The organism is Planomonospora algeriensis (assembly GCF_977012225.1).
Genome location: NZ_CDRNDK010000077.1, coordinates 1 through 18,843 on the forward strand (window position 1 = coordinate 1; position 18,843 = coordinate 18,843).

At 71.3% G+C, this 18,843-nt stretch carries 12 protein-coding genes and 1 pseudogene; 10 read left to right on the forward strand and 3 right to left on the reverse strand.

Features of this window, described 5'->3' with window-relative positions; translation table 11 throughout:
* The first annotated feature begins 261 nt into the window (after positions 1-261).
* The 3 genes from ACWJ6R_RS11285 (at position 262) to ACWJ6R_RS11295 (ending at position 5,235) form a co-directional block, all read left to right on the forward strand.
* On the forward strand, positions 262-1,653 hold the full coding sequence (locus ACWJ6R_RS11285) for a hypothetical protein (RefSeq protein WP_449062167.1): 1,392 nt from the start codon (positions 262-264) through the stop codon (positions 1,651-1,653).
* 173 nt (positions 1,654-1,826) lie between these two features.
* On the forward strand, positions 1,827-3,416 hold the full coding sequence (locus tag ACWJ6R_RS11290) for an LCP family protein (RefSeq protein WP_449062168.1): 1,590 nt from the start codon (positions 1,827-1,829) through the stop codon (positions 3,414-3,416).
* A gap of 337 nt (positions 3,417-3,753) precedes the next feature.
* The gene (locus ACWJ6R_RS11295) at positions 3,754-5,235 is read left to right on the forward strand and encodes an acyltransferase family protein (RefSeq protein ID WP_449062169.1); all 1,482 of its coding nucleotides are present in this window, start codon (positions 3,754-3,756) and stop codon (positions 5,233-5,235) included.
* A 1-nt stretch (position 5,236) separates the two neighbouring features.
* On the opposite strand, the gene ACWJ6R_RS11300 is transcribed toward ACWJ6R_RS11295, so the two are convergent.
* The gene (locus tag ACWJ6R_RS11300) at positions 5,237-5,374 is read right to left on the reverse strand and encodes a hypothetical protein (RefSeq protein WP_449062178.1); all 138 of its coding nucleotides are present in this window, start codon (positions 5,372-5,374) and stop codon (positions 5,237-5,239) included.
* On the opposite strand from ACWJ6R_RS11300, the pseudogene ACWJ6R_RS11305 reads away from it, so the two are divergent.
* Positions 5,336-5,470: pseudogene (locus ACWJ6R_RS11305) on the forward strand (glycosyl transferase); the annotation flags it as partial. The gene ACWJ6R_RS11300 and the pseudogene ACWJ6R_RS11305 overlap by 39 nt on opposite strands.
* On the opposite strand, the gene ACWJ6R_RS11310 reads toward ACWJ6R_RS11305, so the two are convergent.
* On the reverse strand, positions 5,412-6,875 hold the full coding sequence (locus ACWJ6R_RS11310) for a beta-galactosidase (protein WP_449062170.1): 1,464 nt from the start codon (positions 6,873-6,875) through the stop codon (positions 5,412-5,414). The pseudogene ACWJ6R_RS11305 and the gene ACWJ6R_RS11310 overlap by 59 nt on opposite strands.
* 40 nt (positions 6,876-6,915) lie before the next feature.
* On the opposite strand from ACWJ6R_RS11310, the gene ACWJ6R_RS11315 reads away from it, so the two are divergent.
* The 6 genes from ACWJ6R_RS11315 to ACWJ6R_RS11340 all read left to right on the forward strand — a co-directional run bounded on the left by ACWJ6R_RS11315 (position 6,916) and on the right by ACWJ6R_RS11340 (position 17,991).
* The gene (locus ACWJ6R_RS11315; protein ID WP_449062171.1) at positions 6,916-9,096 is read left to right on the forward strand and encodes a glycosyl hydrolase family 95 catalytic domain-containing protein; all 2,181 of its coding nucleotides are present in this window, start codon (positions 6,916-6,918) and stop codon (positions 9,094-9,096) included.
* 62 nt (positions 9,097-9,158) lie between these two features.
* The gene (locus tag ACWJ6R_RS11320; RefSeq protein ID WP_449062172.1) at positions 9,159-11,411 is read left to right on the forward strand and encodes a TIM-barrel domain-containing protein; all 2,253 of its coding nucleotides are present in this window, start codon (positions 9,159-9,161) and stop codon (positions 11,409-11,411) included.
* A gap of 196 nt (positions 11,412-11,607) precedes the next feature.
* Entirely contained in the window at positions 11,608-12,921 is a 1,314-nt protein-coding gene (locus tag ACWJ6R_RS11325; RefSeq protein WP_449062173.1) for an ABC transporter substrate-binding protein, read from the forward strand.
* A gap of 96 nt (positions 12,922-13,017) precedes the next feature.
* Positions 13,018-13,962, forward strand: coding sequence for a carbohydrate ABC transporter permease (locus ACWJ6R_RS11330; protein WP_449062174.1), 945 nt, complete (start codon positions 13,018-13,020; stop codon positions 13,960-13,962).
* Positions 13,963-14,134: 172 nt separating this feature from the next.
* Complete coding sequence (locus ACWJ6R_RS11335) at positions 14,135-14,950, forward strand: carbohydrate ABC transporter permease (protein ID WP_449062175.1); 816 nt, start codon at positions 14,135-14,137, stop codon at positions 14,948-14,950.
* Between the two features lie 53 nt (positions 14,951-15,003).
* Entirely contained in the window at positions 15,004-17,991 is a 2,988-nt protein-coding gene (locus ACWJ6R_RS11340) for a glycoside hydrolase family 3 C-terminal domain-containing protein (RefSeq protein WP_449062176.1), read from the forward strand.
* A 108-nt stretch (positions 17,992-18,099) separates the two neighbouring features.
* On the opposite strand, the gene ACWJ6R_RS11345 is transcribed toward ACWJ6R_RS11340, so the two are convergent.
* Positions 18,100-18,591: a hypothetical protein gene (locus ACWJ6R_RS11345; protein ID WP_449062177.1), complete on the reverse strand. Its 492-nt coding sequence runs from the start codon at positions 18,589-18,591 to the stop codon at positions 18,100-18,102.
* Positions 18,592-18,843 lie beyond the last annotated feature (252 nt).

Below are 18,843 nucleotides of genomic sequence, written 5' to 3' on the forward strand. Positions count from 1 at the left end.
GGCGGCCAGGCCCAGCGGGACCGCGGCGAGCGGCCGGAACCAGCCGAGCAGCAGCAGCGGGAGCCCGGCGAGCAGCCAGCCCGCCAGCACGAGCGCGGGCGCGGCCGAGGCCACGGCGAGCACCCGGCCCGCCGAGGGCCTGCGCACGCGTTCCGGCCAGGTGGTCCTCATGATCCTCACCGCCCAGTAGTCGCAACCCGCCGGTACGGCCCCGCCCGCCGGAGCCGATAGCGTACGCGCAACGCGCGAAGGGGGCGGTGGGTGGCCGGAGTGGCACGGGAGCACCGGTGGTTCCTGGGGGTGCTGGGCCTGGGCGCCGTCCTGCGGGCGGTGACCGTGCTGGGCTACCGGCCGGCGATCTGGTTCCCCGACTCCTACACCTATGTCGTCACCGCGCTGAAGCCCCGCCCGGACCTGGTCCGCCCCGCGGGGTACTCCATGTTCCTGCGCCTGCTGGAGCCGCTGCACAGCTTCGCCCTGGTGGCCCTGGTCCAGCACCTGATCGGGCTCGGGATCGGGGTCGGGGTCTACCTCGCCGCCCGGCGGCTGCGCGCGCCCGGCCGGGCGGCGGCGCTCGCCTCCGCGCCGGTGCTCCTGGACGCCTACCAGATCGAGCTGGAGCACCTGCTGGTCTCCGACACGCTCTTCGCCGCGCTGGTCGTCGCGGCGGTCGGCCTCGCCCTGTCCCGCGAGGTGACGTGGCGTACGGCGTGCGGGATCGGCCTGCTGGTCGCGGCGGCGGCGCTCACCAGGACCGTCGGCCTCCCGCTGGCAGCCCTCTTCGCGGGCTGGCTGCTGTACCGGGCGCGGGGCCGCACGGTGGTCACCGGGGTGATGCTGGCGGCGGCGGTGCTGCCGGTCCTGGGGTACGGGGCGTGGTTCCACGCGACCTACCAGCGGGTCGGCCTCGTCGGCGCGAACGGCGTCTTCCTCTACGCCAAGACGATGGCGTTCGCCGACTGCGCGGTGATGAGGCCCCCGCCGGACCTGGCGGTGCTCTGCGACCCCCGGCCCCCGGCCGAGCGGCCGCCCTCCCAGGAGTACATCTGGAGCGCCGACGCCCCCCTGGTCCGGCTGCCCGGCATCACCTTCAGCCGGGAGAACGACGCCCTGGCCGGGCGGTTCGCCTCGCTGGCCCTGCGCAGCCAGCCGCTCGACTACCTGGTCTCGGTCGCCGGGGAGCTGGCCCGCTCCTTCACCTGGGACCGCCCGGTCTATCCGGACGCGGAGATCTACGGCTACTACGAGTTCCCGTCCGAGCCGCCCCCGCCGCCGGGCCGCTACCCCGCCACGGTGGGCGCGGAGTTCGCGCAGCGCTACGAGCGGGGGCCGATCGGCACCGAGATCGTCGAGCCGTACGCCGGCTGGATGCGGGCCTACCAGGACGTTGTCCGGCTGCCCGGTACGGCGCTGCTGGTGATCCTGCTCGCCCCGCCGGTCCTGGCGGGCGTACGGCGGTGGCGGCGCGGCGGTTCCCTCCCCGGGCCCGGGCGGGCGGCGTGGGCGCTGCCGTGGATGGCGGCGGTGCTGCTGCTGGTGATACCCGCGGCGACGGCGGAGTTCGACTACCGGTACGTGCTCCCGGCCGTGCCGCTCGCGTGCCTGGCGCTGACTCTCGCAGCCAGTAAACCTACTTTGCCAAACATTCCATGAAATGTCCGAATTTGAGTATGCTGGGCGACCGGATCATCACGGTGGCGAGAAGGGGATGGGCATGACCAAGTTCAGCCCATCACAATCCCTCACACCGACCGCGTGGCCTACTCTTTGGGCGCGATGAGCGAGCAGAGGCAGCACGACGCGTTGCCGCCGATCGAGGAGGGTGCATGAGCGACCACCGGCATGTCGCCGTGAAGGACCGGACGCCCCCGTCCGGCCCGGGTCCCCGCCGCTCCCGGCGCGGCGACGACGGCCCCCCTCCGGAGACCTTGCCGAACGTCACACCTCCCCGCGGCAGGAAACCCTCCGCCCGGCGGATCGGCGCGGGCGGCTGGGCGAGCATCGGGCTGACGGGTGTGCTGGTGATCGGCACGCTGGTCGGCTACAAGACCCTGTGGCTGGACACCTTCGGCTCGATCGACACGGTCGACGTCAACAAGAAGCTGGGCGAGAACCGCCCGGTGAACGCCACCGGCGCGCTCAACGTGCTCCTGGTCGGGTCGGACACCCGCGAGGGCGACAACCTCAAATACGGCCAGAAGATGCTCAACGCGGGCAAGCGCACCGACACGATCATTCTCATGCACATCTCCCCCAACCGCGACAAGGCGACGCTCGTCAGCTTCCCCCGCGACTCCATGGTGGACATGCCCGCCTGCCAGGGCGACAACGGCAACCAGGTCGCCGCCCGGCACGCGATGATCAACACCGCCTACAACGACGGCGGCATCACCTGCACCATCGCCGCGATCGAGCACCTCACCGACATCCGCATCGACCACTTCGTCGAGGTGGACTTCACCGGGTTCAAGAACATCGTGGACGCCCTCGGCGGCATCAGGGTCTGCCTCAAGACCCCGGTGGACAGCAAGAAGGCCAAGCTCACCCTGCCCGCGGGCTGGTCCAACCTCAACGGCGAGAAGGCCCTGGGCTACGTCCGACTGCGCGACTACGGCGACAACAGCGACATCCAGCGGATCAAGCGCCAGCAGGTCTTCCTCACCCAGGTGGTGAAGAAGGCCACCAGCAGCGAGCTGCTCACCGACGTCGGCAAGCTCACCGGCTTCATCTCCGAGGCCACCAAGTCGGTCAAGATGAACCCTGAGCTGGCCAACGACCAGCGGGCCCTGATCGACATCGCGATGAGCGCCAAGGCGCTGACCGCCAACGGTGTCAAGTTCATCACCGTCCCGTGGGGCGCCGACCCCGCCGACAAGAACCGCGTCGTCTGGCGGCAGCCGGCGGCCGGCGAGCTCTTCGAGTCGATCAAGAACGACACCGAGGTGACCCCGACCGCCTCCCCCACCGCCTCCGCCAAGCCCGCCGTCAAGCACGAGCAGGTCCGGGTCCAGGTCCTCAACGGCACCGACAAGCCGGGCCTGGCCTCGGAGGTGGCGGGCAAGCTCGCCGCCCAGGGCTTCGTGGTCACCCAGGTCGGCAACGCCCGCCCGGCGACCGGCAACGTGCCGGCCACCTCGGTCCGCTACGCCAAGAAGGACACCGCCGAGGGCCCCTCCTACGCCGACGCGCTGGCCGCCCGGCTCTCCGGTGACAAGCTGCCCCCCACCGTGGGCAAGGTCAAGCCGATCAGCGCCGACAAGTACTCCCCGCCCACCGGCCCGATCACCGAGCCTCCCACCGGTCCCCTCATCCAGCTCGTCATCGGCGACGACTGGAAGGGCGTCCGGGTCCCCACCAAGATCCCCGACTCCCTCAAGGACCAGGTCGTCGACACCAAGACCAACCCCTGCCAGTGACGGGCGGCGGTGCCGTACCCGGAAAGCGCGGATTTCACAGCTTTCGAAGAGTCACGATTTCCCGCGAACCTCGGAGAACGCCGTTCCGCGTGCGACAGGCGGCGCACGGTCGGTTTATGGTTGGCAGGTCGGCGAGGCGAACCCACGGGGCCCACGCGGCCGCATCCTCCGGGACGTCCCCGCCAGCGTGCCCGACCCCCGTCTCCGACAGATAGCTGAGCGTTTCCCCCGTGAGCGACACCCGATCCTCCTTCCCGGTTCCGGCCTCCAGGGACGACGGCGCCCAGGGCGCCGCCCCCGCGGGGCCCGCCGACGGACGTGGCCGGACCCCCGCCCCGTGGCCGATGCCCGGGCACGCGCAGCCGCCTGCGGCGCCCTTCCGCCCGTCCGACGCCTCCTGGCCGGATCCGCCGGACTCCGGGCAGCCGCCGCCGGTTGGGGAAGCCGTCACAGGCCCGCCGAGGAGGAGACCCCCGGCGAGGTCACCGCGTGGGGCCACCCGCCGTACCGCGAGGCCCGGCCCCAGCCCGGCGAGTCCCAGCCGCCCGCGCCCCGCGACCCGCTGGACGCCCTGCAGGCCCCTGAGCGCGCGCCCGCGTGGGCGCCGCAGCCGTCCCCCCGGCCGGCTCCTCCGGACCGGCCCTTCTCGGCCTGGGAGACCTCTCCCGGCCAGGATCCGGGCTCCCCGTTCGCGGGCGCCGCGGCGGAGGCGGGACGGCCCGGAGGGGAGGACCTGCCGGCCGACGAGCCCGCGGCCCCGCCGGCGAAGAAGAAGCGCGAGCCGTACCTCGACAACGTGAAGTTCGTCCTGATCGCCCTGGTCGTGGCCGGGCACTCGCTGGTCCCGACGATGGACGCGCACTCGGCCAAGTCCGCGTACATGTTCATCTACACGTTCCACATGCCGGCGTTCGTGTTGATCAGCGGCTACCTCGGCCGGAACTTCTGGAACTCCAACGCGAAGATCAACAAGCTCGTCGACACCATGCTGGTGCCGTACGTGGTCGTGGAGATCGGCTACGCGGTGCTCCGCTACGCGCTGGGCCAGAAGTGGACGCTGACGATCATCGACCCGGCCTGGCTGAACTGGTACCTCCTGGCCCTGGTGCTCTGGCGGATCTCCACGCCGATCTGGACCCGGATGCGCCAGCCGCTGCTGGTCGCGGTGGTCATCTACATGGTCGCCGGCTTCTCCGAGATCTCCGGCGACTTCAGCATCGACCGCTTCTTCGGCCTGCTCCCGTTCTACGTGCTCGGCCTGATGCTCAAGCCCGAGCACTTCGACCTGCTCAAGCCGCTCTGGGTCAAGATCGTCTCCGGGGTCGTGGTCGCCGGCGGCGCCGGGGTCGCGATCTTCCTCGCCCCGCACGTCAACCTCAAGCCCGTCTACTTCCGCTACAGCTTCAAGTCGATGGACATGAGCTGGTGGGTCGGGCTCGGCGTGCGCGGGGCCATGCTGGTCGCCGCGCTGGCGCTCTCGGTCGCGCTGCTGGCGCTGGTCCCCCGGCGCGAGACCTGGTTCTCCGACCTGGGCACCCGCACGCTCTACGCCTACCTCCTGCACGGCGTCGTGGTGCTGGTCGCCAAGGACCAGGGCTGGCTGGACGTCACCTGGCTGCACGGCCCCCTGGGCGTGCTGGCCATCATGTCCAGCTCCGTGGCCCTGGCCATCGTCCTGTGCCTGCCGGAGACCCGTACGGCCTTCAAGTGGCTGCTGGAGCCGCGCCTGGTCTGGCTCTACCGGCGGCCCGCGGAGTCCCGGGGCACCGGCGGGGAGCCTCCGGCGCCCCGGGAGAGTTCAACCCCGGTTCCCCGGTAGTTCACGCGACGCACCCGGTGACGACGGAACCACCGCTCAACATCGGGATATGCGGGTATGTTTCGGGACGGTCGTCCATCACCCCGAAGACGCCCGGATCATGCATCGGCAGATCCGGGCGCTCCTCGACGCCGGGCACGAGATCACCTACGTCGCGCCCTTCAGCGACTGCAACGTCACCCCCGATCCGCGGATCCGGGCGGTCGACGTGCCCCGCGCGGCCGGCCGCCGCCGGCGGCGTACCGGCGCAGGTTGCCGGCGTCGTCGTCGGAGAGCAGGTAGAGGCTCGGGACGATCACCAGCTCGTAGGCCGACAGATCCGCCGAGGGGCGGACGAAGTCGGCGGTGACGCCGTGCCGGTAGAGCACCCGGTGCGCCTGCCGTACGGCCTGCGGGTAGCCGACCTCGGTGGACGGCAGGGCGGGGGCCTGCAGCGCCCAGTTCGACTCGGGGTCCCACAGGATCGCGGCGGACGCCTCGACGGGCGCCTCGCAGGCCTCGGCCAGGGCGGGCAGCAGCGCGCCGAGGTCGCGGATCTCGCGGAAGATCCGCGAGTCCGGCCCGGAGTGCGGGACCATGCCGCCGTGCCAGAGCTCGGCCCCGCCGCGCGAGGCCCGCCACTGGAAGAACATCGCGCCGCGCGAGCCCCGTGCGATGTGCGACAGGCTCAGCCGGGTGATCTCGCCGGGGCGCTTGGCGGCCATGCGGGGGCCGGTGTAGGTCACCACGGCCTGTTCCATCAGCAGCCACGGCTTCCCGCCCGCCCAGCCGCGCGCCAGGTCGGCGGCGAACGCGGTCTCCTCCGGGGGGTTCTCCGACGGGTAGTGGTCGATCGCGACCAGGTCCACCTCCTTCGCCCAGTCCCACTGGTTCACCGGGACCCAGTCGCCGAGGACGAAGTTCGTGGTGACCGGGACGTCCGGGGTGAGCTCGCGCAGGACCGCCTTCTGCTCGCGGAAGTGGGCGAGCATCTCGTCGGACAGGAAGCGGCGGAAGTCCAGGACCTGGGAGGGGTTGGGCAGGTACTGGGTGGCGCGGGGCGGCATGACCTGCTCCCACGCCGAGTAGTGCTGGCTCCAGAACGAGGTGGTCCAGGCGTCGTTCAGCGCCTCCAGCGAGCCGTGCCGTCCGCGCAGCCAGGTCCGGAAGGCGGTGGCGGCGTGGTCGCAGTGGCAGCCGGTGCCGTACTCGTTGTGCACGTGCCACATGGCCAGCGCCGGGTGGCCGGCGTAGCGCTCGGCGAGCGCGCGGGCGATGCGGAGCGAGGCCTCGCGGTAGGCGGGGGCGGCCACGCAGTAGGTGTCGCGGCTGCCGTGGGTCAGCCGGACGCCGTCGGCGGTGACGGCCAGTGCGTCGGGGTGGGCCAGCGAGAACCAGGGCGGCGGGGAGGCGGTGGGGGTGGCCAGGTTCACCCGGATGCCGCCGCCGTGCAGCAGGTCGAGTACCCGGTCCAGCCAGCCGAAGTCGTAGTCCCCCTCGGCGGGTTCGAGGCGCGCCCAGGAGAACACCCCGACGCTGACCAGGTTGACCCCGGCCCGCCGCATCAGGGCGACGTCCTCTTCCCAGACCTTCTCCGGCCACTGCTCGGGGTTGTAGTCCCCGCCGTAGCACAGGCCTTCCAGCCCTTTCGGCCAGTTCACTCTGGATCCTTTGTTCGTACAGAAACTAAACTAATTATCCATGGATCATGGAGTCGTCTCAAGTGCCGCGACCGGAGACTGGGAGCGGGCGCTGATCACCGGCAACGGCCGCCAGGGCGCCCTGGTGTACGGGGAGCCGGGGGAGTTCCGGGTGACCCTCTCCCACGAACGCCTCTTCCTCCCCGTCACCGAGCCCCTGCCGCCGCCGCACACCGCCCCCGTCCTGTCCGAGCTGCACGGCCTGCTGTACGGCGGGCGCGCCCGCGAGGCGGCCGAGCGGGTCGCCGGGCTCGCGGCCGCCGAGCACCCCGGCTACGCGGCGACCCGCTGGATCGACCCCCTGGTCCCCGCCGCCACCTTGGCCTTCTCCACCCGCGCGCCCGGCGGCGTCCGGCGGACCTGCGACTTCACCACCGGGCTGGTGACGCAGGAGCACGGCGCCGCCCGGCAGGAGGTGTTCGCCTCCCGTCCCGCCGACGTGGTGGCGGTCCGCCTCTCCGGGGCCGGAGGGCTGCTCCGGCTGCTGCCGCCGGACGGAGAGCCGCCGGTCCCGGTCCGGTTCACCTCGGAGACCGCCCCGGGCCGCCTGGTCCTCCACGCGGACCTGCCCGAGTGCCGGCCCGGCGCGATGACGGGCTACACCGTCGAGTGCCGGGTCACCGGGGAGGCGGAGGCGCTCGCCGACGGGCTGGCGGTCCGGGGCGAGGCGCTCGTGCTGGTGCGCACCGTCGTGCACGGGATCGGGCGGGCCGGGGGCGAGCCGCGCCCGCTGGACGGGCTGCCCGCCGACTTCGGGCGGCTGCTGGGCGAGCACGCGGCCGTCCACGGGGGGCTGCTGGCCCGGTCGGAGGTCCGGTTGCCGGACGGCGGGCCGGTCGAGCGGCTGTTCACCGCCGGGCGGTACGCGGTGATCTCCAGCTCGGGGGGCCTCCCGCCGACCCTGCAAGGGGTGTGGACCGGGACCTACGATCCGCCGTGGCGCAGCGGCTTCACCATGGACGGGAACCTGGCCTCGGCGCTGGCGGCCCTGCCGTGCACCGGGACCCCGGAGCTGATGCTGCCGGTCTTCGACCTGGTCGACGCGATGATGGACGACTTCCGGCAGAACGCGCGCAGGCTGTACGGCTGCCGGGGGATCCTGGTCCCGGCGCACCTGTCCACGCACGGCCTGCACAACCACTTCGGGCCGGTCTGGTGCCTGACCTTCTGGACGGCCGGCGCGGGCTGGCTGGCCCGGCTCTACCACGACCACTACGCGCACACCGGCGACCTGGCCTTCCTGCGTGAGCGGGCGCTGCCGTTCATGACCGAGGCGGCCCTGTTCTACGAGGACTTCCTGGGCGAGGGCGGCGACTTCGTCCCGTCCTACTCGCCGGAGAACACCCCGGCGGGAGGCGACTCGCAGGCGTGCGTCAACGCGACCATGGACGTCGCGGTCGCCCGGGACCTGCTGCGCAACCTCATCCGCGCGTGCGAGCTCCTGGGCCTCGACCCGGCCCGGTGGTGGCGGCTGCTGGAACGCGTCCCGGTGTACCGGATCGCGCCGACCGGGGAGCTGGCCGAGTGGATCGGCCCGCGGCACCTCGCGGACGGCACCGCGGGCGGTGGCTCCCCTGGCGGCGGTTCTCCGGGTGGCGGGGCGCTTCCGGTGGACAACCACGCGCACCGGCACGCCTCGCATCTCTATCCGCTCTGGTACGAGCGGGACGCCGCCTTCGACGACCCGCGGCTGGCGGCGGCCGCTGAGCTCGCGGTCCGGCGGAGGCTGGAGTGGTGGCGCGGCGAGGACAGCGACGAGATGGCGTTCGGGCTGGTCCAGCTGGGGCTCGCGGCGGCGGCGCTGGGCCTGGCCGAGGAGGCGCACGAGACGCTCATGCTGCTGGCCACCCGCTACTGGCGCGAGGAGAACCTGGTCTCCACCCACAACCGGGACGCGATCTTCAACGTGGACGTCTGCGGTGGGCTGCCCGCGCTGGTCGCCGCCATGCTGGTGCGCTCCTCGCTGCCCGGCGCCGGCTACGGGCGGGTGGACCTGCTGCCCGCGCTCCCGGCGGCCTGGCCGCAGGGCGAGGCGCGCGGGCTGGTGGTGCGGGGCGGCACGGTCGAGCGGCTGACCTGGAAGCCGGCCGGGTGGAGGCGGTGGTACGGGCCTGGGCTCCGCTCCTGGTCACCTACGGCATCCAGAGCGCCAGGGTGCTTCCGGGGGAGGCGCTGCCATTGACGTTTGTTGGTTTGGACGCAAAACTAATTCAGCAACTGGAAGCCTGAAGCGCTGGAGCCCCCATGCCCTACCGTCCCCCGCTGATCGCGCATGAGTACTTCGTCGCCGACCCGCCGGAGCTGCCCGTCCGCGCGCACGGGGAGGGCGGGCTCTCCGCGCTGACGGCGGCGGAGGTGGTCGCGGCGGACGGGGCCGGAGTGGTCCTGAAGGCGACGACCTCGGCCGAGGAGACGCTCGTGGCCTGCGTGGGCGTGGCCGGCGAAGGGGTGATCCGGGTACGGCTCGGCGAGGACGCCGACGCGCGCACCCGGTCGGCGCGGGCGATCACCATGGTCACGCCGGGCGAGTTCGCCGGGGCCCGGGTGGAGACGGGCGACGGGACGGTCGTGATCGACGCCGGTCCGCTCCGCGCCGAGATCACCCTGTCCCCCTGGCACCTGCGCTTCACCGACGCCGCCGGGGCGACCCTGCTGGAGCAGGACTCCGGCCACGTCGACATCAGCGGCCGGCTGCGCACGCTCCCGTTCGGCCGCTCCACGGCCGACGGCGAGACGGCCGGCTACCACGAGAGCTTCGCCGCCCCCGCCGACGAGGCGTTCACCGGCTTCGGCGAGTCCTTCACCCCGCTGGACAAGCGCGGCCAGCGGCCGGTCATGTGGAACTTCGACGCCTTCGGCGCCGAGTCCCAGCGCGCCTACAAGAACGTGCCGTTCTACCTGTCCAGCCGGGGCTACGGCGTACTGGTCGACAGCGGCGCCCCGGTGGAGTTCGACGTCTGCCAGTCCACGCACAGCTGCGTGCAGATCGTCGTCCCGGACGACCTGATCGACTACTACGTGATCGCCGGGCCGACCCCGCCGCAGATCCTGGACCGCTTCGACCGGCTGACCTGCCGCCCGGCGCTCCCGCCGAAGTGGGCGTTCGGCACCTGGATCTCCTCGGGGTTCTTCGTCGACACCCAGGAGCGGGTGATGAACCGCGCCCGGACGATCCGCGAGCGCGGCATCCCCTGTGACGTGCTGCACCTGGACACCTACTGGCAGACCGACGGCCACTGGTCGGACCTGCGCTGGGACGAGGGCAACTTCCCCGACCCGGCCGGGATGCTGGCGGAGCTGAAGGAGATGGGCTTCAAGGTCTGCCTCTGGATGAACCCGTACATCTCCCACCTGAGCCCGGCCTTCGCCGAGGCCGCGGAGAAGGGGTACTTCCTGAAGAGGCCCGGCGGCGAGGTCTACGTCGCCGACTCCTGGCACGGCTCCTACCCCGAGTGCGGCATCGTCGACTTCACCAGCCCCGAGGCCGTCGAGTGGTTCCGCGGGCTGCTCCGGCCGCTGCTGGAGCAGGGCGTGCAGGTCTTCAAGACCGACTTCGCCGAGGGCGTGCCGCACGACGCGGTCGCCGCCAACGGCATGACCGGCACCGACCTGCACAACGTCTACACGCTGCTCTTCAACGACGTGGTCTCCGAGGTGACGCGCGAGGTCGCCGGGCACGGCATGGTCTGGGCGCGCTCGTCCTTCCTCGGCGGGCAGCGGCACGCCGCCCAGTGGAGCGGCGACACCTACACCAGCTACCCGGCGATGGGCAGCACCCTGCGCGGCGGGCTGGCGCACGGCCTGTCCGGCATCCCGTTCTGGAGCCACGACGCGGGCGGGTTCACCGGCCGCCCCACCGACGACCTGTACGTCCGCTGGACGCAGTTCGGCGCCTTCTCCCCGCTGCTGCGGCTGCACGGCACCACCAGCCGCGAGCCGTGGGAGTTCCCCGAGGTCGAGGCCGAGGCGGTGGCGGCGCTGAGGCTGCGCTACCGGCTCATGCCGTACATCTACACGGCCGCCGTCGAGGCCGCGCGGACCGGGGCGCCGATGATGCGGGCCCTGTGCGTCGACCACCCGGACGACCCGGTGGCCTGGCGGGCCGACCTGGAGTACCTCCTCGGCCGCGACCTGCTGGTGGCCCCGATGACCTCGCCCGACGGCGTCCGGAAGGTCTACCTCCCGGCCGGTGAGTGGGTGGACCACTGGACGGGCGAGGTGCTCGCGGGCGGACGCCACGTGACGGTGTCCGCGCCGCTTTCACGCATCCCCCTGTTCGTCCGGCGCGGCGCGGTCATCCCGGTCCTGGCCGAGCCCGGCGAGACCGTCGGTGACGGGCCGTTCGGGGAGATCACGCTGGTCGGCTACGGCACGGACGCGGGGACCGCCGTGATCTCCGACGTCGACGGCGACACCACGGCGACCGTCGAGGCGGGCGGGGTCCGGGTGGACGGCCCCGCGCGCGTCACGGGCTTCGAGCGGTTCGGGGCCGTCTGAGGGCCACGGGTTTCGAGCGGTTCGGGGCCGCTTGAGGATCACGGGTTTCGAGCGGTTCGGGGCCGTGTGAAGGTCACCGGTTCCGAGCGGTTCGGGACCGCCTGAAGTACGACGGCCGCCCGAGCGCGGCCGGGCGGTCCGGAGCCGGACCGCCGCCAGGGGCGGCGTCGTCCGCCACCATCCATGGGAGACGAGCATGTTCACACTGCGAACCGGGGCGGCCGCGCTGGCCGCGACGGTCATGCTGGCGGCGCTCGCCGCGTGCGGGAATGACGGGCAGGAGAGCGCGGAGCCCGCCGCGAGCGGTCCCCGGACGCTCAAGCTCTGGCACTACGAGAGCGCCGACGGGGCGATGGGCAAGGCCTGGGCCGAGGCGGTCAAGCAGTTCGAGGCCACCCACCCCGGCGTCAAGGTCCAGTTCGAGGAGAAGGCGTTCGAGCAGATCCGCCAGTCGGCGGGCATGATCCTCAACTCCGACGAGGCGCCCGACGTCATGGAGTACAACAAGGGCAATGCCACCGCCGGACTGCTCTCCAAGCAGGGCCTGCTGACCGACCTGTCGGCGGAGGCGGCGAAGCGCGGCTGGGACAAGCTGCTCAGCCCGTCGCTGCAGACCACCGCGAAGTACGACGACCGGGGCGTCATGGGTTCCGGCAAGTGGTTCGGCATCCCGAACTACGCCGAGTACGTGATGGTCTACTACAACAAGGACCTGTTCGCCAAGCACAAGGTCGAGGTGCCGACCACGTTCGAGCAGTTCACCGCGGCCATGGACACGTTCGTCAAGGCCGGGGTGACCCCGCTGGCGGTCGGCGGCGCGGAGTACCCGGCGCAGCAGATCTTCTACCAGCTCGCGCTGAGCAAGGCGCAGCGGCCGTGGGTGGACGGCTTCCAGCTCTACAAGGGCAAGGTCGACTTCCACGGGCCCGAGTTCACCTACGCCGCGGAGACGACGGCCGACTGGGTGAAGAAGGGCTACATCGCCAAGGACTCCGCCGGGATCAAGGCCGAGGACATGGGCCTGTCCTTCATCGGCGGGAAGTACCCGATGGTGGTCACCGGATCGTGGTGGTACGGCCGGTTCGTCACCGACATCAAGGACTTCGAGTGGGGTTCGTTCCTCTGGCCGGGCAACACCCTGCACGCCGGCTCCAGCGGGAACATCTGGGTGGTCCCGGAGAACGCCGAGAACAAGGACCTGGCCTACGACTTCATCGACATCACGATGAAGAAGGAGATCCAGAACCTGCTCGGCAACTCCGGAGGCATCCCGGTCGCGGCCGACCCCGCCGCGATCACCGACGCCAAGAGCAAGGAGCTGATCGAGAACTTCACGAGGCTCTCGACCGCCGACGGGCTGGCGTTCTACCCCGACTGGCCCGCTCCGGGCTACTACGACGTGCTGGTGGCCGGGGTGCAGAACCTGATCAACGGCGCCAAGAAGCCCGCCGAGGTGCTCGACGAGCTCGCCGGGCCGTACGAGGAGAACCTCGCCGACATCGGTAACTGACCCGTGGAGCAGGCCTCGGCGACCGGGCGGCCCGGAAAGGCCCCGGCGACCGGCGGCCGGAAGGACATCGGCGACCGAGAGCCGGAAAGAGGAAAGATGGCAGTGCACGCTCCGGCCGCGCGGCCGAAGGCGGTCCGCGGACCGGAGCCGCGCCCGCAGCGCCGCCGCACCGGCGGCTACTGGGTGTTCCTGCTGCCCAGCGCGGTGCTGTTCACCGCGGTGATCCTGGTGCCGTTCCTGATGAACATCGGGATCTCCTTCACCCGCTGGCAGGGGATCGGCGACCCGCGGTGGCTCGGGCTCGACAACTACACCCGGCTCTTCGCCGACGAGCGGTTCTGGTCGTCGTTCCGGAACAACGCGGCGCTGGTCGTGGCGATGGCGATCGTCCCCACGCTCATCGGGCTCGTCCTGGCGGCGACCCTCTTCGACTACGTGGGCAAGAAGTTCGGCCCCCGTACGGCCAGCGTGCTGCGGGCCGCCTACTACCTGCCGCAGGTGCTGCCCGTCGCGATCGCCGGGATCGTCTGGGGCTGGATCATGCACCCCCGGTTCGGCGTGCTGAACGAGTTCCTGGCGCTGTTCGGCATGGAGCCGCGCGGCTGGCTGGGCGACCCGGACTGGGCGCTGCCGAGCGTGATGATGATCATGGTCTGGTTCCAGATCGGCTACCCGGTGGTCATCTTCATGGCCGGCCTGCAGCGCGTGGACCCGGCGCTGTACGAGGCGGCGGAGATGGACGGGGCCTCGTGGGCCCGGCGGTTCTGGCACATCACGGTCCCGCAGATCCGCCCCGAGATCTACGTCGTCCTGCTGACCTGCACGATCGCCGCGCTCAAGGTCTTCGGGCCGATCTTCGTGCTCACCCGGGGCGGCCCCGGCGGCGCCACGCTCGTGCCGTCCTACTTCAGCTACCAGAACTTCTTCGAGAAGGCCAACGTCGGGTACGGCGCCGCGATCGCCACCGTGCTCACCCTCGTGATCATCGTGGTCACGGTGTTCTTCCTGCGGATCCAGGACGGCGAGGACGAGCGGCCATGACCTCCCGCCTGAATCCGCCTCGCTCGGATCCGCCTCGCTCGGATCCGCCTCGCTCGGATCCGCCTCGCTCGGATCCGCCTCGCTCGGATCCGCACTGTCTGAATCCGTCCCGCCCGCATCCGGCAGATCCGCACCCGCCACATCCGCATCCGGCCGGCCCGAGGAGCGCTCGATGATCCGGAAGTACTCGGTCCTGGTCTCACTGGCCGTGCTGGCCGTCGTGATGCTGGTGCCGTTCGCCATCGTCACGCTCAACGCGGTGCGCTCCCCGGCGGACTACTCCGCCAACGGCCCGCTGAGCCTGCCCGACGGCCTGTACCTCGACGGGATCGTCGAGTTCTGGAACCGGGTCGACTTCGGCGGGAAGCTCGCCAACAGCCTGCTGATCAGCGGCTCGGTGGCGGTGCTCGCCGTCGTGCTCTCGGTCCTCAACGCCTACGCGCTCGGCATCGGCCGGGTCCGCGGCCGGACCTGGATCCTGGTCGTCTTCCTGGTGGCCAACACCCTGCCGCAGGAGGCGCTGGTCTACCCGCTGTACTACCTGTCCAAGGAGGTCGGCCTCTACGACACCCGGCTCGGGGTGATCATCATCTTCACGGTCATCCAGAGCGCGTTCGGCACCTACCTGCTCGCCTCGGTGCTCGGCCGGTTCCCGCACGAGATCCTGGAGGCCGCCGCACTCGACGGGGCCGGCAAGTGGCGGGCGCTCTGGCGGGTCGTGGTCCCGATCAGCAGGCCCACGCTCTCGGTGCTGCTGATCTTCTTCTTCATCTGGACCTGGAACGAGTTCTTCCTCCCCCTGGTCTTCCTGATCTCCAACGAGAACCAGACCGTCCCGGTCGCGCTGGGCGTGCTCCAGGGGGACAAGATGATGGACGCCACCATGTCGAGCGCCTCGGCGCTGCTCGGCATCCTCCCGGCCGTCGTCTTCTTCCTGATCTTCCAGCGGACCCTGACCCGCGGCGTGACCGTGGGCGCGATCAAGTAGGAGGCATGGTGTCCTTCCGCACGTCCTTCCGTCCGCCCCGAATGCGCTTACGCGTGTCCCCCCGTCCATCGCCGCGCGCCCACCGGCGCAGGTCCGCGGCGGCCGGCGCCGTACTCGCCCTGGCCCTCGGCCTGTGCGCGGCCCCGGCGCACGCGGCCCCCGAGTACCCCTTCCGCGACCCGTCGCTCCCGCTCCAGCAGCGCGTCGACGACCTGCTCGGCCGGTTGACCCTGGCGGAGAAGGTCTCCTGGCTGCACCAGTACCAGCCGGCGGTGGAACGGCTCGGCATCGGCCTGTTCAAGACCGGCACCGAGGCGCTGCACGGCGTCGCCTGGTCCACCGACATCGACCACGGCGGCAACGTCGTCACCGCGAAGGGCACCGTCTTCCCGCAGGCCGTCGGCCTGGCCAGCACCTGGAACCCGGACCTGGTGAAGCAGGTCGGCGAGGCCGTCGGCACCGAGGCCCGCGGCTACCACGCCGAGAACCCGCGGGTGTGGGGCCTGCAGCTCTGGGCGCCGGTGGTCAACCTGCTCCGCGACCCCCGCTGGGGCCGCAACGAGGAGGGCTACTCCGAGGACCCGCTGCTCACCGGCGCGATCTCCACCGCCTACGGCCGCGGCATCCAGGGCGACGACCCCGACCACCTGCGGGCCGCCCCGGTGCTCAAGCACTTCATGGCCAACAACAACGAGGTCCGCCGGGACACCACCAACTCCAGCATCCGGCCCCGGGTCATGCACGAGTACGAACTCCCGGCCTTCCGGACGGCCATCGCGAGCGACGCCGCCACCGGCGTGATGACCGCCTACAACCTGGTCAACGGCCGCCCCGCCACGGTCACCGACCTCAACGCGAGCGTGCGCCGGTGGACCGACCGGACGCTCTTCAACGTCTCCGACGCCGGCGGCCCGAACAACCTGACCGGCTCGCAGCGCTACTTCGCCACCCAGCCCGAGGCCGCCGCCGCGATGGTCAAGGCGGGCGTGGACAGCTTCACCGTGGACGACACCCGGAGCGAGCCGACGGTCGCCTCGGTGAACGCGGCGCTCGCCCAGGGGCTGCTCACCGAGGCCGACGTCGACCAGGCGGTGCGCAACATCCTCAGCGTGCGGTTCCGGCTCGGCGAGTTCGACCCGGACGGCGGGCCGTACGGGAAGATCACCAAGGCGGTGGTGGACAGTCCCGAGCACCGGAGGCTGAACCGGCGGGCCGCCACCGAGGCGATGGTCCTGCTCAAGAACACCGGCCCCGAGGGCTCGGCCTCCGAGGGCTCAGGGAAGTCCGGCGCGCTGCTCCCGCTCGACCCGGCGAAGAAGGTCGCGGTCATCGGCCCGCTCGCCGACACCCTCTACACCGACTGGTACTCCGGCGCCCTGCCGTACGAGGTGACCCCGCTGGACGGGATCAGGGAGCGGGCCGCCGTCACCGGCGCGACCGAGGGCGCCGACCGGATCGCGCTCAAGGCCGACGGGAAGTACCTCACGGCCCCGGCCGGCGCGGGCGGTGACCTGAGGCTCGCCGCGACCGCGCCGGGGGAGACCGAGCAGTTCGACGTCGTCGACTGGGGCCAGGGGATCGTGACCCTGCGCAGCGTCGCCAACGGCCGGTACGTCAGCCGCGCCAACTGGTCCACCCTCGCCAACACCCAGGAGCAGCCCGCCGGCTGGTTCGTCCAGGAGCAGTTCAGGCTTGAGGCGCAGGCCGACGGGACCGTGCTGCTGCGCTACGCCGGCTACGAGACCGCCGAGTCGTGGTTCGGCCCGAACGTCTACGTCCAGGCCGCCGCCGACGGCACGCTCTCCCTCACCACCGCGGAGAACGCCACCCGGTTCACCAAGGAGACCGTGCGCAGCGGGATCGCCGAGGCCGTCGCGGCGGCCAGGAGCGCCGACACGGCGGTCGTCGTGGTCGGCAGCATGCCCTTCATCAACGGCCGCGAGGCCCACGACCGCACCGACCTGGGCCTCGCGGAGGGCCAGGAGGCGCTGGTCGAGGCCGTGCGCGAGGCCAACCCGAACACCGTGGTCGTCCTGGAGAACAGCTATCCGACGACGATCGACCGCCTGGCGGAGAAGGTCCCGGCCGTCCTGTGGACCACCCACGCCGGCGCGGAGACCGGCCACGCCCTGGCCGACATCCTGTACGGCGACGCCAACCCGGCCGGCCGGCTCACCCAGACCTGGCCGCGCGAGGGCGCGAAGCTGCCGGACATCCTGGACTACGACATCGTCAAGACCGGCTCGACCTACCTGTACGCGAAGGACAAGCCGCTCTACGCCTTCGGGCACGGCCTGAGCTACACCACCTTCGGCTACCAGGGGCTGAAGACCAGGCGCGGCGGCGACGGCTTCGAGGTGAGCGTCAAGGTGACCAACACCGGCGAGCGCGCCGGGGACGAGGTCGTCCAGCTCTACACCCACCAGCGCTCCTCGCGGGTGGAGCAGCCGGTCAAGCAGTTGCGCGGGTTCGAGCGGGTGCACCTGGCGCCGGGCGAGTCGAAGACCGTCACGTTCCCGCTGAAGACCGCCGACCTGGCGTTGTGGGACGTGACCCGGGGCCGCTTCGCGGTGGAGCCGTCCACCCACGACGTGCTCGTCGGCTCCGCCTCGGACCGGATCCGGCAGCGGGCCACGCTGCGGGTGGACGGGGAGCGCATCCCCGCCCGCGACCTGACCAAGGCCACCCGGGCCGCGGACTTCGACGACCACTCGGGCGCGGAACTGGTCGACGAGACCAAGGCGAGCGGCGACGCGGTCGCCCTCTCGTCCGGGGAGTGGATCTCCTTCGCCGACGCCGACCTCGGCCGGGGCGCGACCGGCGTCACGCTGGGGGTCGCGGCGGCCGAGGCCGCCTCCGTGGAGGTCAGGACCGGCTCGCCGACCGGCAGGCTGCTCGGCACGGTCCGGGTGGCCGCCACCGGCGGGGTCTACCACTGGTCGACGGCCACCGCGGCGCTCGCACGGGTTGCGGGCCGGCAGGACGTCTACCTGGTCGCCCGAGGCGACCTGCGGCTCAAGGACGCCGTCCTGACCCGCTGATCCGCTGACCCGTGCGGCCCGCACCGTCCGCTCACCGGATAGTGCGGGCCGCACGGGTCCGGCGGCGTCAGGTCGCGTCGCCGGGCGAGGTGGAGGACCGGCAGGAATTCAGGGGGCTCCTCCTTTGTAAACCGCATGGAATAGAACTGGTAAACGATCTGACGGACGCTGGCCGAATTTGAGCTCCCAGCCATTCTCCCTTACCATGCGATCGAGGGGGACCTCATCTCTTGTAGCAGCCTTGACCGCACTTTGCAGATTGTGTATCTCGGCCTGTGTTATCAAGCCGACCTTGTCGCGTTGGGCCAGATATTCGGATCTTTTTTTGGCGTTCTCGTAAATATGTTCGGTTGCGTTCTCGTGCACCCAGAAGCTGCGCTCTCCCGCTTGCATCTCGAAAGCCTTGGGAAGATCGGTTCCCGGATAGTTGGGTTGGGCGCTTTTAATGTCGCTCCAGACTGTCTTCCCGGCGATGCGGTCATCCGCGACCCTGCCCGATGCGGCGGCGATGTGGGCTTGTTCGCGGGTGGTGGGGATGTCGGGTGCGTCGGAGGGGGTTGGGGGATTCCGGTCTCCGTCAATCCGGGAGTTGTTGTCCATCGGTTTCATTTCTGAGGTCGGCGATCAGATGCGATAAGGCTGCCGAAAACTCGTGCTAGAAAGGGAAGATCGGGACCGGTGCATGCGGTCTGGAGTGCGCGGCTGGCATGATCTGGGGTGATGTCCCCGGACAGCCTCCGGATCGCATCTCGCAGGCCGCTGAAGACGGGGTCTCCGGTGATTGCCCATTCTTGACCCAAGGCCGCGTAGTTAAGGATCTCGGACGTGCGGCAAGCCACCGGTGAGTACGGC